Below are 15,777 nucleotides of genomic sequence, written 5' to 3'. Positions count from 1 at the left end.
AACTAATTTGTACCACCAACCACCTTAAGTAGTTGCGCGCCCTCTTGCGGCTTAAATTCAATCCCTGCTTGCTCCAAAATCCATGCCTCATACTTGGTATGCCAAATCCCCAGCAACTCAAGGGGGCGTGATTTATAGTGTTTCTCAGCGGTTGCGCTTGGCTTGTGGCCCATGATTTCAGCAACAATCCCCACGGGCATCTCTACCCATTCAGCAAGTGAAGCAAAGGTACGGCGCAATCCATGAATAGTTACTGGCGGCAATTGAGCCAGGCTTAAAACACGATGATGAGAAACGCTGGGGTCGATATATCTACCCTCTTTTGAGCTGGGGCTACTAAACACCCATTCATTGCGTCTTGGCAAAGGTTCAATGAGACTTCTAAGGTAAGGCGTTAAAGGAATTTTTCTACCTTGCTCTTCCACCTTGTCTTTGAGCCATAAGACATTCCATTGAAAATCCACATCAGCCCACTGAAGGTTTGCCATTTCTTCACGCCTCGCGCCCGTCAAGATTAAGGCTTGCAGATAGGCTTTAGCTACCGGACTATTAAGAGATGTGACCGCTTTAAACCATGGCTTTAATTGGGCGCGGTCCAATACATCAAAGCGCTTAGTCTTGCGACTTGGCACTTCATCGCGTAGCTCTTTACTTTCTACTGCGTTCACATCAATAATTTTTAAATACTCAGGCCTGATTGAGCACCAACGCCAAAAGGCTCTAAACATTTCAAAACCTTGGCGGGCATTGTTCGCCCTTGTTGAGGCTTCCACCTTTTGCCAGTCCTTGAGGGTGTCGGCTGAAATGTCAGCCATACGCTTGCCCATAAGCGGATATAAAACGCCCGCCTTAGTTTTCTCCTTACTGCGCTTTCTATCTTCACCGCCAGCCTGAGATAAATTCTCATGGTCTTTTAAGTGCCTAGCTCCCCACTTCTTGCCGCGCTCAATATGCGGGCGCGTCATCTTGTCTTTTTGGTATTCGAGGTATTCATTCCACGCCTCGCTTACTAACAGCTCTTTGCTTTTTTCTTCAGCGACTTTGGCCTGCGCTTGCTCCTCTTTGGCTTTGGCCAGCTCTCTAGGGTCAATACCTTGGTCGGTTAATGCCTTCAGTCGGTTAGCCTCAGCTTGGGCCTTGCTGATTGTGTAGGTGCGCACATCGCCAATAGTGAGCCTCAGAGTCTTACCGTGTAACTTGGTTTGAAAGATATAAGACTTGGCCCCTGCGGCAGTAGCCCTTAAGCCCAATCCAGCAGACTTGCCATCCCATAGGATTGATTGACCTTTACCAGTCTCGCACTTGAAAGCCTCAACCCTGCCAGCCGTGAAATTCTCTTTTTTAGCCATCCCGTTTATATCCCGAAGGTTTTCATGTAACCGCCATGTAACCTTATAATAGCAATATATGGGAATACATCGCAACACTTAAATTATGGGATTGTCCGCAAAACCATGTAAATAAAGGGTTTTATGGTTTAAGTGGGAATATAGAGAAATACGGGTAAACCCCATTTTATTCGGGCTCATAACCCGAAGGTCGTAGGTTCAAATCCTGCCCCCGCAACCAAGAATTACGTACTAAGCCCTTAATTTTTAAGGGCTTTTTGCTTTTTTGCCCTCCAATAATCTGGGTGGAACCCCAAGGTGACCTGCATTTCGGTGCCATAAACGCTTGGTATCCCACCTCAGAAAGCTTACTAAAGCCCCTGGATGCCGCCCAAAATTCCAAATTTGAGCACCTGTCTTGGGCGTTTGAAGAAAAGGGATGCCCAAACTCTCATAGCGAGCAGTAATGGTTGGGTGCGGATGTCCATAACGATTACGGTAGCCATTTTGAGCAAAGGCAACGCTAGGACTTAATTTTGTTAACAGCTCAATCGATGAGGAAGTTTTGCTACCGTGGTGTGGTGCCATGAAAATTAATTCTCGTTCTCCTATCGCATTCAAGGCGCTTTGATCCAAGCGGTCCGAGATTTCTTCTTCACCCCGCTTCTCAACATCTCCAGTCAACCAAAAAGAACTATTTTTATTGCGCACCTCTAGTACACAACTCATTTCATTCGGTTTCATTGAGTATTGATTTTGAAAAAGTGTTTCTTCGTGAGGATGCCAAATCAAAAAGTCCACTTCATCCCAAGTCCAATGCTGGCCATAACGACATGGAATGCTCGGTATTTTTCTTGACTGCAAGTTCAATAACAGCGCATTGTTATTTGGTAACGAACCCATCATCGAGTCAAATGCAATCTGCTTAAGTACCGAGGCTGCGCCACCTACATGATCGCTGTCGCTATGACTAATAACCATGCGATCAATTCGATCAATTCCCCTGCCACGCAAATACGGCAAGATCACACGTTGACCAGCATCATCTCTTTTCCCTTGAATCGGTCCGGTGTCATAAAGCAGTTTCTTTTTAGCCGTCTCAATCAATACAGCGGTACCCTGACCAATATCCAAGACTGTCGCTCTGAACTCTCCTGGCTTAATAGATTCATTAATCAAGCCCACTGCTGGCATAAAAAGGAGGCAAGCTGGAAGCAGCGCAAATACTCTTGGCCTCCATGAATCCTTCAATGCTCCTGGACGGATTGCATAAATAATTCCTATGCCTGAGATTAATAATAGCCAGCTGTCTGGTTGCCTCGACCACACAACCGCCCAACTCCAGCTCGCCATCCACTCCAGTAATGCAGCAAGATATTCCATGGACGTATGCGCTGGCAGCAACAGCCAGCGCCCAATAAATTCCGGTAGTAGCGCTCCAGCAATTGCTAACGGCGTCACAACATAACTCACTAAGGGAATAGCTACAGCATTAGCAATTGGTGAAACAAGCGAAAATTGATAAAACCAATGCAAAGTAAAAGGTAGCAAGGCAATTGTTACTACTGCTTGTACTCTGCAAGCCTCCCTTAGAGCCTGCAAAGCTCGATTTGACCAATGAACATCAAGCTCTTTCCCTGTAGGTATTCCCAATAAACCGGAAGAATCCTTCATGGCAAATAGAATGGCTGCAACCGCCCCAAATGAAAGCCAAAATCCTGGTGTATAGGGTGCCATCGGATCGATGAGCAAGACAAATGCAAGTGCCCACCACCAGATATCAAACGACCTTGGATTTCTGCCAGTCCATAAGGCATAAGCCACAACGCCAACCATATACATCGTTCTTTGTGCTGGTATCTGAAAGCCTGCTAGCCAAGCATAGAAAAAAGCGGTAACAAATCCTGCAGCTGCTGCAACCTTACTTACCGGAATAATGAGTGGCCAAAGACGGCGGCGCCAGAGGAATGCAGCAAAAGATGCACCAAGCCCCGCTAACATAGTTACATGCAATCCAGAAATAGAAATGAGATGTCCTATGCCTGTTGCATTAAAAACTTGCCAATCATCCTGCTCAATCGCATTCTGATCACCCATGACTAACGCAATGATGACTCCAGCATAGCGAGCATCTCTTGGTAAAAGTGAACGAATCTTCTCACGTAACTTCCAGCGCGCCAACTCCATACGAAGTTCAAATTCAGTAAAGCCAATGTCTTGAGCCATTAAGAGTTCGCCAGACTTTACAGAACCGCTGGCACCAAAGTTCTGATGAAAAGACCAACGCTCAAAGTCAAAGGTGTAGGGATTTAAACTCCCATAGGGTCTTTTGAGTTTTGCTTTGAGTCTCCAGCGTTGGCCAGGAATAATTTGAGGAATCTCTTGATGACTTCGCCAAGCTGGCTGCCAACTGAGATAAATCCTTTCAGGAAAGGTACTGACTTGCTCTTTCCCAAACGAAAGATGATCAATCTCAAATGCAAACTTAGCGCCCGCTGAACTGCTTTGCGGAAGAGCAATAATTCTTCCTTCAATACTAAATTCTTTGCCCTCCAATTCTTCGGCAAGGATATTTTTTAAACGACTTTCTGCATAGTGCGCATTCCAGGCAAAGCCAACGGTAAATAACAAGATGCAAATAGAAATTTTGCGAAGCCATTTGACTCTTGGGCTTAGATATAAAACCAATAAAGATAGGAACCCAATCAATAAGCAGACTACTAGCCATACGGACGGGACTTGTGGCAAAAAGAAAAGGAGTGATCCCCCGGCGATGAACGCCGTAATTGCTAAGCGCAAGAATTTAAGAAGCGAGAGTTAAATGAGGATTGTCAGCACTGAGAACTGACCAACGCGGCAATGCCTGCATAGCATTACGCCAAACTGCTGAAGCAAATTCAACGTCATTGATACCACGAATAGCAGCTAACTCTTTGGCGATCCTAGACACAAACGCAGGCTCATTAAACTTGATTCCCTCCTCCCTCAACCAAGCAGGCGGAATATCAGGAGAATCCGTTTCAGTAACAATGGTATCAAGAGGGAGCTCAATTAACAGCCTACGAATCTGAAGCGCTCGCTCATAAGTTGCTGCACCACCAAAGCCCAATTTAAAACCCAATTCAATAAACTGTTCTGCCTGCTGAAAGCTACCATTGAATGCATGGGCAATTCCACCAGCAATCTTGCGACGTCTTAACGCCTTTAAAATAGCATCTTGCGAGCGACGCACATGCAAAATGACTGGTAAGTGATATTTTTGAGCGAGATCTAATTGAGCATGAAAAAAAGATTCCTGCTTATGAGGATCTAAGCCCTCCACAAAATAATCAAGACCGACCTCGCCAATGCCTACAAACCTTGGATCAGAAAGTGACTGAATAATCTGCTCTTCAAGATAAGGTATGTCTTCTTCATGAGCCTGATTGGTATAGAGGGGATGGATGCCTAGTGTGTACACAAGGCCAGGAATTTCATTCCCATATTGAGCCGCAAGCTTTTTAACTTGGGGGAAATCTACTGCTTTTACTGCAGGCAACAAAATGGCTTGAACGTTCTTTTCTTTTGCCGCAGAAACAATTGATGCCAAAGAGTTTGAGAACTCTGGTGCATCTAAGTGACAGTGAGTATCGATCCACATAGGATGTCTTGCTCTTGTCATCACTGCGCGAATGTCTTTAATACTCCGCGCTCTAAATGCAAAATACGATCGCAGCGTTTAGCGCGTATAGGATCATGCGTCACAATCACAAAAGCCGTACCTTGCTCACGCGCGATATCCAACATTAAATCAAATACCCCATCTGCAGTTTCAGTATCTAAGTTTCCGGTTGGCTCATCTGCCAATACACAAGCAGGATTACCCACCAAGGCTCTAGCTACTGCAACGCGTTGACGCTCACCGCCAGAGAGCTCGCCTGGGGTGTGTAATTCTCGATTGGCTAAGCCAACCGCTTTAAGCATCTTGCTTGCACGCTCCATCGACTCATCATTACTCAAACCACGAATACGTAAAAGCAATGCAACGTTCTCGACAGCGCTGAACTCATCCAAAAGATGATGGAACTGATAAATAAAGCCTAGGCTCTGATTGCGCAGACGATCTAATTTGGCAGTAGATAGCTGATTAATGTCGGCTCCATCTAGCAAGACCGAACCTGCACTAGGAGTATCAAGACCACCCAACAAATGCAATAAGGTGCTCTTACCCGAGCCTGAGGAACCCACAATGGCGACCTTCTCGGAAGGCGCTACCTCTAAATCAACAGACTTAAGTACCTCTACAGCAGTAGGACCTTGACCGTAGGTCTTGGCCAAGCCCTTGGCAATCAATACCTTATTCATATCTCAAGGCCTCTGCTGGTTGTACTTTGGCGGCACGACGACTTGGATATAAAGTCGCTAAAACGGAAAGGCCAAATGCCATCAAGCCAACGGTCACCACATCTCCTAAGCGGACATCAGAGGGCAGTTCACTAATGAGGTAAACCTCGCGCGGTAAGAAACGCACGCGAAAGATGGCTTCGATTGCAGGAACGATGACATCTATATTGAGCGCAATCAGCAAACCAAGACCAACGCCAGCTAGAGATCCTAGCAAACCAATTGCTAAACCTTGCACCAAGAAAATTCTTTGAATCAACCCTGGGCTCGCACCCATTGTTCTCAAGATAGCAATATCCGCTTGTTTCTCATTCACCGTCATGACTAGCGTAGAGACTAAGTTAAATGCAGCTACCGCAATAATCAAAGTCAGAATGATGAACATCATCTTCTTTTCTGTTTGAACCGCTGCGAACCAATTGCGATTTGAGCGAGACCAGTCAGTAACCCAAAGCGCCTGAGATACGACTGCAGCCAGCTCATTGGCAACTTCTGGGGCTCGCTGCATATCATCCACTTTAATCCGCAGGCCTGATGGATCATGCAAGCGCAGCAAGGCTGCCGCATCTTTCCAATGCATGATCGCAAGAGAACTATCGTATTCATAATGGCCGCTATCTACAATGCCTACTACCTGTAGTGTGCGCATGCGTGGCATTGCACCCGCAGGAGTTAAATCACTCTCAGGAACAATGAGGTTAATTCGATCACCGACATGAGCGCCTACTAAGGAAGCAAGTTGAGCACCTAAAGCAACACCAAACGTGCCTGGCTTCAAATCGTCAATACTGCCGGCAATAAATTGTTTTGGTAATTCTGAGACCTTACCCTCTTCACTTGGTAAGATTCCGCGAATAGCCACACCTCGCATCACATTGTCGCGAGTAAGCAAACCTTGAGAGCTCACCATCGGAGCAACGCCGACTACATGAGGCTGTGCTGCGACCTTCAGAGCGAGCGACTCCCAATTTCCCAAGCCATCTGGGGATGTGATTTCTACATGGGATAAAACGGAGAGCATGCGATCGCGCACTTCTTTTTGAAAGCCATTCATTACAGATAGAACAACAATCAGGGAAGCCACGCCCAAAGCAATACCAGCAGTAGAAATTCCGGAAATAAAGGAAAGGAAGCCATCACGCTTTCCAACCGTCTTACGACGCTTGGAGCGGGTATAGCGCAAGCCAATTTCTAGCTCAATGGGAAGTCTCAACATAGCCACAGTTTAGACAATTGCACAGGCAAAGCGATGGAATATCTAAATGCCACCTAAAATCAGGGGAATGACTGTAAACACGAACCCCCATCAAGGCACCCTTCGGCGCTTTACCCTGATGCTATCGGGGGAGGATGCTTTGGACATTCAGGGCGCAGGGGATCAGCCACTCAAAGGACTTCCCCATGAGCGCTTCTTATTAGGAAATTTGGTTCCAATCGCCCCCATTTTGCTCCTGGGTCAATCGACTTTGACATTTAATGCAAGCCAAAATATTGCCTGCCTACAGCCAATTCATCTGCACGCCACTCGTGACCACCTCATTTTGATGAGTCAGAATCAGATTGATCTGACCGAAAGTGAATCATCAGAACTTCTGAAGTCTGCGCTGCCATTTATTGAAGAAGATTTTAAAAGTCCTCTTTTATTCCATGACAAACACTACTGGTTTATTCCAGCAGGTCCATTTGCAAGTTTGGAAAGCTATAGCGTGGATCAAGCACATGGTCGCAATATTGATTGGTGGATGCCACGCGATACCCAAGAAGAAGGAATCGCAAAACGTTGGCGTAAATTACAGAATGAAATTCAGATGCTATGGCATATCGATCCAATTAATGAAGCACGCGAACAACGTGGCTTACCCAGCATTAATTCTTTATGGATTAGTGGCATTGGCAAACTAAATGATGTTCACGCTCCCCAAGCAATCGCAGGCTCACAAAAGATCTATGGCGAACACCCTTTGTTGGCAGGCCTAGCCAAGTACTTACAAATACCTTATAGCCCAGAAATGAAGACTGATGACCTTGCAGGCATATTTGCATGGCTAACTCAGCCAGAGGCCGTATGGCCTCAGCTAAGCAAGGCTTTGAGTAGTAAACAGCTAGATGAATTACTCCTCATTGATTTTCCAAATGGAAAAATACGTGAGCGCATCTTTACCGCAAAAGATCTTTACAAAAAATCTTGGGCATTTTGGAAAAAAGCAGAACCGCTCACTTGGAAAGAAATCATCGCTTCATGAGCCTCTTTTCTCAACGCCCCTTTTCTGAGCGCACTGCCACTTGGCTACAACAAAGTGGACTTCATCCACTATTGGCACGTTTATATGCCGCGCGTGGCTTGGAGTCTCCTGAAGAGCTGTCACTAGAACTCAAAAATCTACTTTCTCCAGCAGAACTCAAGAATTGCCTCTCTACTGCAAGCCTGCTTGCAGACATCCTAGAGAAACAAGAGTCTATGCTCATCGTTGCGGACTATGACTGCGACGGCGCTACTGCTTGCGCGGTAGGTCTTCGTGGCCTGCGGATGCTAGGTGGAGCGGATACCCCGATTCAGTTTCTCGTGCCCAACCGCTTTACGATGGGCTATGGCTTAACCCCTGAAGTAGTTGAGCTCGCAGCACAACAACATCCAAAACCTAAATACCTCATCACTGTTGATAACGGTATTGCGAGTGAAGCGGGAGTCGATCGTGCCCGAGAACTTGGTATGGAAGTGATTGTCACCGACCATCATTTACCTGGTGATCGACTACCAAAAGCTACGGCAATTGTGAATCCCAATCAACCGGGCTGTACTTTCTCTAGTAAAGCGCTTGCTGGTGTAGGGGTGATGTTCTATGTATTAGTAGCACTGCGTGCAGAACTGCGTAAGCGCGGTAAATTTACTAATGAGACTCAACCTAAAATTGAGAACCTCTTAGACCTTGTTGCACTAGGAACAGTTGCTGATGTTGCGCAACTCGATCGCAATAATCGCGTCTTAGTCTCGAATGGCTTGAAACGCATTCGTGCCGGCATCTCTCAGCCTGGTATACAAGCGTTATTCCAAGCAGCAGGCCGCGATCCTCGCAAAGCCAATACTTTTGATTTAGGTTTTGCTATTGGCCCAAGACTCAACGCTGCCGGACGCCTAGCCGATATGACTTTGGGCATACGCCTACTGTTAACCGACAATGCAGATGAAGCGATGACGCTTGCGCAAGAGCTAGATCGCATCAATCGCGAACGCCGTGTAATCGAGACTGGAATGCAGGAAACGGCGCTTGCTCATCTTTCAGAAGATCAGTTGGCAGGAACAATGGCACAACGCACGAGCATTTGCCTGTGGAATCCTGAATGGCATCAAGGTGTCGTTGGCATTGTGGCTTCGCGTCTCAAAGAGCGTTTTAATCGCCCTGCCATTGTTTTTGCTCCTGATGGCAATACTGGAGAAGAGTTACGTGGCTCGGGAAGATCGTTGACGGGATTTCATTTGCGAGATGCACTCGATATTGTTTCCAAGCGAGAGCCTGGACTCATTCTGAAATTTGGTGGCCATGCAATGGCAGCAGGCCTGACGATTCGCAAAAATGACTTTGAAAAGTTTGATGCCTGTTTTCAGGAAGTGGCGAATAGCTTATTGACCGATGAGATCCTCGAGCGTCGCCATCCTCACGATGGCGCCCTTCAACCTTCTGAATTTACGTCTGAGATTGGTGACCTGCTTGCAGAAGAAATCTGGGGCCAAGGATTTCCACAACCCGTTTTCTATGGAGACTTTGAGATTACTCAGCAAAGCCTCATGAAAGAGAAACATCTACGCCTGATGGTCCGCCCTCTAGGATCTGATGCATCAGAAAGTACATTAGCGGCTAAGCAGTTGACAGCTGTCTGGTTTAACCGCACCCAAAGCCTGCCTGCTAAAGCCAGGCTTGCCTATCGCCTAGTCACGGATCGGTATCAGGGTCAAGCCCGTGTGCAATTGATGATTGAGGCTCATGACGAGACCCCTGCGACCTGAGAGTTGAATGTAATAACCCCCTTATAATTAGGGGATGGAAGCTGAACAACTAAATACTATTTCAAATACCTTGTCCGATCTGCTCACCCGTGAGCAAGCACTTCGGGGGTATCTTTGACTTCGAAGTAAAGTCACGCCGCCTTACTGAAGTTAATTCGATTCTGGAAGACCCCACGATTTGGGATGACCAAAAGAAAGCACAAGCACTGGGCAAAGAGAAAAAATTGCTCGACGGCGTTGTTGCTACCCTCACCGATTTAAATTCCAATATCACTGGAGCCATCGAACTCTTCGATATGGCTAAAGAAGAAAGTGATTTTGAGACGATTGCTGCGATTGAGCAAGATGTTGAAAGCTATAGCAAAGTCATCAATGATCTTGAATTCCGCCGTATGTTCCACAACGAGATGGATTCTTGTAATTGCTTTATTGATATTCAGGCAGGCGCTGGCGGTACTGAGGCTTGCGATTGGGCCAGCATGCTCTACCGCCAATATCTCAAGTATTGCGAACGCAAAGGTTACAAAACTGAAATCTTGGAAGAGTCTGATGGTGACGTTGCCGGCATTAAGAGCGCAACCATCAAAGTCGATGGTGAATATGCTTACGGACATCTGCGCTCAGAAACTGGTGTACATCGCTTAGTACGTAAATCTCCATTTGATTCCTCAAATGGACGTCACACCTCATTTGCATCCATTTATGTTTATCCAGAGATTGATGATTCGATTGAGATTGAAGTCAATCCTGCCGATATTCGGACTGATACCTACCGCGCTTCTGGTGCAGGAGGTCAGCATATCAACAAAACTGACTCCGCCGTCCGCCTAACCCATATTCCTACCGGGATTGTGGTGCAGTGTCAGAACGACCGTAGCCAGCACCGCAACCGCGCTGAAGCGATGAGTATGCTGAAGTCCCGCCTGTACGAACATGAGATGCAAAAGCGTCGCGCAGAGCAAGATAAGCTGGAGGCCAGCAAGACCGATGTGGGCTGGGGTCACCAGATCCGCTCTTATGTCTTGGATCAAAGCCGCATTAAAGATTTACGTACTAACGTTGAGATCTCCAATACTCAAAAAGTATTGGATGGGGATCTCGATGCCTTTATTGAAGCTAGCCTGAAGCAAGGCGTTTAATTACTTACGAATATGAACGATAAAACCAACTCAACCAATACATCAGCACCCGCCACTGAAGTTGTTGATGAGAATCACATCATTGCGGAGCGTCGTGAAAAGCTTGCCAAGCTTCGTGAGAATGGAGTCGCCTTTCCGAATGACTTTGTTCCAACCCATTTATCCGCTGACTTACATGCTCACTACGATAGCCTCACTAAAGAGGAGTTAGCTCAGAAAAAGATCCATGTAAAGGTTGCTGGTCGTATGATCCTCAAGCGCGTGATGGGTAAAGCAAGCTTTGCAACGATTCAAGATCGTAGTGGACAAATTCAGTTCTATATTAATGATGAGTTGACTGGTGCAGATATCCATGGCGCCTTTAAGCACTGGGATATGGGTGACTTTATCTCTGCCGAGGGCAATCTGTTCAAAACCAATAAAGGTGAACTTTCAGTTGAGTGCAGCAACTTACGCCTATTGAGCAAGTCTTTGCGCCCATTGCCTGATAAGTTCCACGGTCTCTCAGATCTCGAGACGAAATATCGTCAGCGCTATGTTGACCTGATCGTTAACCCAGAAAGTCGCAACACATTTAAAGCACGTAGTAATGCGATTGCATCACTACGTCGCCATATGCTTGATGCTGACTTCATGGAAGTTGAAACCCCTATGCTCCACCCGATTCCTGGTGGCGCAGCAGCAAAACCATTTATTACTCACCACAATGCACTCGATATGCAGATGTTCTTGCGTATTGCGCCCGAGCTTTATCTCAAGCGTTTAGTAGTTGGTGGCTTTGAGCGTGTATTTGAAATCAACCGCAACTTCCGTAACGAAGGTGTGAGCCCACGTCACAATCCAGAATTCACAATGATGGAGTTCTATGCGGCCTATACCGACTACCGTTGGTTGATGGATTTCACAGAAGGTTTGATTCGTGCTGCTGCGATTGATGCTCAAGGTACCGCAGTCTTGACCCACCAAGGTCGTGAACTGGATTTGAGCAAGCCATTCCAGCGCCTCACGATTAATGAAGCAATTCTCAAATATTGTGGCCAGTCCGGCAAGAACTACGAAGCGGCTCAATTAGATGACGCCAATTTCATCCGCGCCGAATTGAAAAAAGGTGGCGAGAACCCGGACGCACCAACCCTCAAGAATGCCGGCATAGGCGCTTTGCAATTAGCCTTATTTGAATTGGTTGCTGAAGAACACCTTTGGGAGCCAACTTACATCATTGATTACCCAATCGAGGTAAGCCCGCTCGCCAGAGAATCCGATACCCGCCCAGGCATTACTGAGCGCTTTGAGTTATTCATCACCGGTCGTGAAATTGCCAACGGCTTCTCTGAACTCAACGATGCGGAGGATCAAGCCAATCGCTTCCGTAAACAAGTAGAGCAAAAAGAAGCTGGTGATGAAGAAGCAATGTACTTTGATCATGACTTTATCCGCGCTCTTGAGTACGGCATGCCTCCAACTGGCGGCTGCGGTATCGGTATCGATCGCCTCGTAATGCTACTGACCGATGCGCCAAACATTCGAGATGTGATTCTCTTTCCGCATTTGCGTCGCGAAGAAGAGTAATCTTTCCCAAAATAAACAAAAGGCACCCGAGGGTGCCTTTTTTATTGCCACATTCATTAAAGCCAATAGTTCTTATGCTGGCAAACCTTTTTCATCGAACACGCCTTCAAACAATGCAGAGCTCAAGTAACGCTCTGCAGCATCAGGCAATACCACCACAATCGTTTTGCCAGCATACTCAGGCTTCTTAGCCAAGCGCACCGCTACTGCCGCGGCAGCACCACAGGAAATGCCGACCAAAATACCCTCTTCTTTAGCAATACGACGAGCAAACTCAATTGCCTCTTCATTAGAAACTTGCTCCACTTTATCCACGACAGACAAATCGAGGTTATCCGGAATAAAGCCAGCGCCAATACCTTGAATCTTATGTGGAGCAGGCTTGATTTCTTCACCATTAAGCTTTTGCGTGATGACTGGACTAGTAGTTGGCTCGACTGCCACTACTTCAATATTCTTTTTCTTCACATTTTTGATGTAGCGACCAACACCGGAGATGGTGCCACCTGTTCCAACACCCGCTACAAACACATCGATCTTGCCATCGGTATCTTCCCAGATTTCTGGACCAGTAGTCTTTTCATGAATTGCAGGATTGGATGGATTGCTAAATTGCTGGAGCAATACATACTTAGAGTCAGACTCGGCAATCTCTTTCGCCTTAGCAACGGCACCATTCATACCTTTAGGGCCTTCAGTCAAGACAATCTTGGCACCTAAAGCAGTAAGCAACTTGCGGCGTTCAATACTCATTGTTTCAGGCATAGTTAGCGTCAGTGGAATACCCCGTGCTGCAGCCACGAAAGCCAATGCGATCCCCGTATTGCCAGAAGTTGGCTCAACGAGTTCTTTACCTGGTCCAAGTAGACCCTTCTCTTGGGCGTCATTAATCATCGCCACACCAATGCGGCATTTAACTGAATACGCAGGGTTGCGACCTTCAATCTTGGCAAGCACAGTAGCGTTAGCGCCATCGGTCACGCGGTTCAGACGAACCAAAGGTGTACGACCAATGGTTTGGGAGTTATCAGTAAAGTAAGTCATCAATATTCCTCAATGCGATAAGTATGTGTAGATCTTATGGGTTAAAACGAATCTTGTAAAAGATGGGATTGTTATTAGCTAAGCACGAGATTTTCTAAAGAACGTCATTAGCAATACAAGCAATAACACTCCAAACCAAAGCAAAGACCATTCTGGCATTTGCAAACCTAGAATGGCCGGCAGTTTTGCAGCACATAATCCATCCGCTTTAAATAGCCAAGGCAAGTCTTGAACCAACTGAAATTGATTGATCCACAGCTCGAGCGGATCAATGCCGCAAGAATCGCCGGGATGGGATAAAAGCCAAACATGGTGCCCTGCGATCGCCACCCCATACCCTGCCACTAAGATAGCCATGCCATGGAAGAACTTCCTCAGAGGAGCAATGCCAATAGCCAGCAAACAGAAAATACCCACTCCAAGATAGCCAACCCTCTGCAAAATACATAAGGGGCAAGGCAAAAAACTGACGCCCTGATAGCCGGTCTGCTGCAGAATCACTGCAAAGGCGACCAGTCCGAAGCTAAATAGAGAGAGGCAAAGGTATTGGGATCGGGTCATATTCAAATGATAGCGGGCTCTATGTTGAGAGCCTTAAATTGAGGTCTTTATTACCAAAAGTCCGATCTATATCACTACAGAGTCCTATTTTTCAGTGGATTACCGCTGAAATCGAGCCTCAAGAATGGGATAATCAACGTTTTGCTTCTTTTAACAAATACGCATTTATGGCCGCATATAACACCGAAACTGTTCTTACCGTTCACCACTGGAACGACACTCTTTTTAGCTTCACGACTACTCGCAATAAAGGATTGCGTTTTCGCAGTGGCCACTTCTTGATGATTGGTCTTGAGGTTGAAGGCAAACCTCTAGTGCGCGCCTATAGCGTTGCTAGCCCAAACTACGAAGAGCATTTGGAATTCTTGAGTATTAAGGTTCAAGATGGTCCACTAACATCACGCCTGCAAAAGATTCAAGTTGGCGATCCTATTTTGGTAAGCGAAAAGTCTGTTGGCACATTGGTGTTGGATGACTTAAATCCCGGCAAGCATCTCTACCTATTTAGCACCGGTACTGGCTTAGCGCCATTCATGAGCATCATTCGTGATCCAGAGACCTATGAGAAGTTTGAAAAAGTGGTGTTGATTCATGGCGTACGCTTGGTTAGCGAATTGGCTTATGCCGACTACATTAGAGATGAACTCACCCAAGACGAGTATCTTGGTGAACTCATTCGTGAAAAGCTAATCTATTACCCAACTGTGACTCGTGAGGCATTCAAACACACTGGCCGCCTCACTACTGCCATTGAATCTGGTCAACTCTTTAAAGATATTGGCTTACCACCGCTTGATCCTGCTGTTGACCGCGCCATGATTTGTGGCAGCCCATCGATGCTTAAGGAAACTTCAGAGATGTTAGATGCCAAGGGCTTTAAAGTCTCACCAAGCCTTGGCCAAATGGGCGATTACGTCTTTGAACGTGCGTTCGTAGAGAAGTAAGTTGACAATATGATTGATTTTTTGCAAAGCTCTTTGCACTATATTTTCTCTGGTGCATTGGTTGGCCTACTGGTTGGGCTTACTGGTGTAGGTGGTGGCTCTTTAATGACGCCCATCTTGACACTGATTTTTGGCGTTGCACCCACCACTGCAGTAGGTACAGACTTGGCATTTGCAGCTCTTACCAAAGGATTTGGTACTGCAGCACATCGTCTTCATGGAAACGTGAAATGGGATATTGTTGGCCTACTTTGTGCAGGCAGCCTAACAACTGCGATTGCCTCAATCCTAGTTTTAAAGCAAATTGGCCCGATTTCAAAGGAGTGGGTCCACCTCATTACCTTCTCCATTGGTATATCGGTACTATTAACCGCCCTCTCACTTACAGTTAGAGGAAAAATTTTAGAATGGGTAAAGAAAAATCCAACAAAGATGCCACATGGAGTTGGATTAAAAATTGCAACGGTCTTAATTGGTGGTGCCATTGGCGTCCTTGTAACCATTTCCTCTATCGGGGCTGGCGCGATTGGGGCCACTTTAATTTTGATGCTTTATCCACACCTCAAAACCTCTGAGGTGGCTGGTACCGACATCGCTTATGCAGTTCCATTGACAGCTGTCGCTGGATTTGGACACTGGTGGTTAGGAAACGTGGATTTCAGCCTCTTATTTGGTCTTTTGCTTGGCTCTGTTCCTGCCATTTGGCTTGGAGCCAAACTATCTAGCACTTTGCCCGAGAAATTTACCCGCACTGCGTTAGCGGTTACTTTGTTATTGGTTGGAATCAAACTCGTCTTGGCATAGAT

13 protein-coding genes are annotated in these 15,777 nt (G+C 46.4%); 6 read left to right on the top strand and 7 right to left on the bottom strand.

Translation table 11 applies throughout. The annotated features are described in order from the left end of the window. Window positions 1-2 precede the first annotated feature (2 nt). The 5 genes from A8O14_RS02595 to A8O14_RS02570 form a co-directional block, all read right to left on the bottom strand. Entirely contained in the window at window positions 3-1,349 is a 1,347-nt protein-coding gene (locus A8O14_RS02595; protein WP_068948082.1) for a tyrosine-type recombinase/integrase, read from the bottom strand. Between the two features lie 246 nt (window positions 1,350-1,595). After that, window positions 1,596-4,016, bottom strand: a complete 2,421-nt coding sequence (locus tag A8O14_RS02585) for a DNA internalization-related competence protein ComEC/Rec2 (protein WP_407675304.1) — start codon at window positions 4,014-4,016, stop codon at window positions 1,596-1,598. Between the two features lie 115 nt (window positions 4,017-4,131). Continuing rightward, window positions 4,132-4,968: a TatD family hydrolase gene (locus tag A8O14_RS02580; protein WP_068949679.1), complete on the bottom strand. Its 837-nt coding sequence runs from the start codon at window positions 4,966-4,968 to the stop codon at window positions 4,132-4,134. A gap of 20 nt (window positions 4,969-4,988) precedes the next feature. Then, window positions 4,989-5,672: an ABC transporter ATP-binding protein gene (locus A8O14_RS02575; protein ID WP_068948081.1), complete on the bottom strand. Its 684-nt coding sequence runs from the start codon at window positions 5,670-5,672 to the stop codon at window positions 4,989-4,991. Beyond that, on the bottom strand, window positions 5,665-6,927 hold the full coding sequence (locus A8O14_RS02570; protein ID WP_068948080.1) for a lipoprotein-releasing ABC transporter permease subunit: 1,263 nt from the start codon (window positions 6,925-6,927) through the stop codon (window positions 5,665-5,667). The genes A8O14_RS02575 and A8O14_RS02570 overlap by 8 nt, the downstream gene beginning before the upstream one ends. Window positions 6,928-6,994: 67 nt before the next feature. On the opposite strand from A8O14_RS02570, the gene A8O14_RS02565 reads away from it, so the two are divergent. The 4 genes from A8O14_RS02565 (at window position 6,995) to lysS (ending at window position 12,422) form a co-directional block, all read left to right on the top strand. Then, window positions 6,995-7,954: a hypothetical protein gene (locus A8O14_RS02565; RefSeq protein WP_228385098.1), complete on the top strand. Its 960-nt coding sequence runs from the start codon at window positions 6,995-6,997 to the stop codon at window positions 7,952-7,954. Continuing rightward, window positions 7,951-9,714, top strand: coding sequence for a single-stranded-DNA-specific exonuclease RecJ (recJ, locus tag A8O14_RS02560; RefSeq protein ID WP_068948078.1), 1,764 nt, complete (start codon window positions 7,951-7,953; stop codon window positions 9,712-9,714). Before A8O14_RS02565 ends, recJ begins: the two co-directional genes overlap by 4 nt. A gap of 34 nt (window positions 9,715-9,748) precedes the next feature. Then, window positions 9,749-10,853 (top strand): peptide chain release factor 2 gene (gene prfB, locus A8O14_RS02555; RefSeq protein WP_191904666.1). Its coding sequence is split into 2 segments (ribosomal slippage): window positions 9,749-9,820 and window positions 9,822-10,853, totalling 1,104 coding nucleotides; the frame shifts between segments, so codons are not numbered across the junction. Between the two features lie 12 nt (window positions 10,854-10,865). Further along, a complete protein-coding gene (gene lysS, locus A8O14_RS02550) occupies window positions 10,866-12,422 on the top strand; it encodes a lysine--tRNA ligase (RefSeq protein WP_068948077.1) in 1,557 nt (518 codons plus the stop codon). A gap of 72 nt (window positions 12,423-12,494) precedes the next feature. Here lysS and cysK read toward each other — a convergent pair whose 3' ends face one another. After that, window positions 12,495-13,466 carry a cysteine synthase A gene (gene cysK, locus A8O14_RS02545; protein ID WP_068948076.1) on the bottom strand — a complete coding sequence of 324 codons (972 nt, stop codon included), beginning with the start codon at window positions 13,464-13,466 and terminating at the stop codon, window positions 12,495-12,497. A 78-nt stretch (window positions 13,467-13,544) separates the two neighbouring features. Beyond that, on the bottom strand, window positions 13,545-14,027 hold the full coding sequence (locus A8O14_RS02540; RefSeq protein WP_068948075.1) for a disulfide bond formation protein B: 483 nt from the start codon (window positions 14,025-14,027) through the stop codon (window positions 13,545-13,547). 167 nt (window positions 14,028-14,194) lie between these two features. Here A8O14_RS02540 and A8O14_RS02535 point away from each other — a divergent pair, with 167 nt between their 5' ends. Together A8O14_RS02535 and A8O14_RS02530 are read left to right on the top strand one after the other, a co-directional pair. Beyond that, complete coding sequence (locus A8O14_RS02535; protein ID WP_068949677.1) at window positions 14,195-14,971, top strand: ferredoxin--NADP reductase; 777 nt, start codon at window positions 14,195-14,197, stop codon at window positions 14,969-14,971. Window positions 14,972-14,980: 9 nt separating this feature from the next. Next, a complete protein-coding gene (locus A8O14_RS02530) occupies window positions 14,981-15,775 on the top strand; it encodes a sulfite exporter TauE/SafE family protein (RefSeq protein ID WP_068948074.1) in 795 nt (264 codons plus the stop codon). Window positions 15,776-15,777: the final 2 nt, after the last annotated feature.

The sequence above is a fragment of the Polynucleobacter wuianus genome, from assembly GCF_001659725.1.
Lineage (GTDB): Bacteria > Pseudomonadota > Gammaproteobacteria > Burkholderiales > Burkholderiaceae > Polynucleobacter > Polynucleobacter wuianus.
This window is presented reverse-complemented; position numbering and strand designations above follow the sequence as displayed.